This is a genomic window from Vibrio sp. 10N.222.52.B7 (genome assembly GCF_041474275.1).
In the GTDB taxonomy this organism is placed as follows: domain Bacteria; phylum Pseudomonadota; class Gammaproteobacteria; order Enterobacterales; family Vibrionaceae; genus Vibrio; species Vibrio crassostreae_C.
Window position 1 is genome coordinate 1 of record NZ_JBFRTU010000378.1, and the last position, 366, is coordinate 366.

The window sequence follows — 366 nt, forward strand, 5'->3', positions numbered from 1 at the left end:
ACATACAACTCTTGTAAGCTCCCTCATTTCATGAAGGCTATCTCTTCCTGAATTGATTGAATTAACAATCATAGGGAATGCAGCTTTGTTAATGATTAAGGTTACTGCGTTAATAAATGCGGAGCTGAATTTATTTGCTTGATAATAATAACCTAAATCTTTAATTCCAAATGATTTACCAAAAATTATAGTAAGAATATTTTCATATGTAGTTCTTACAAGTGAAGATAACATTAAAAGAGCACCGAAAGAATACATATCTTTTAATGCTTGAAAAGAGAACCTAATCTTAGGAAAGTATCGTGAAGAGCATAAGTAAAACACCAACAGAGATAATCCTTCAGCCAAAGTCATATAGACTAAGCT

The 366-nt window shown here is 31.1% G+C and carries 1 protein-coding gene; it reads right to left on the reverse strand.

The window, feature by feature from the left end; genetic code table 11:
• Nucleotides 1–354, reverse strand: a 354-nt coding sequence (locus AB4512_RS23300; RefSeq protein WP_372175898.1) for an oligosaccharide flippase family protein, incomplete at its 3' end; no start/stop codon positions are given.
• Nucleotides 355–366: the final 12 nt, after the last annotated feature.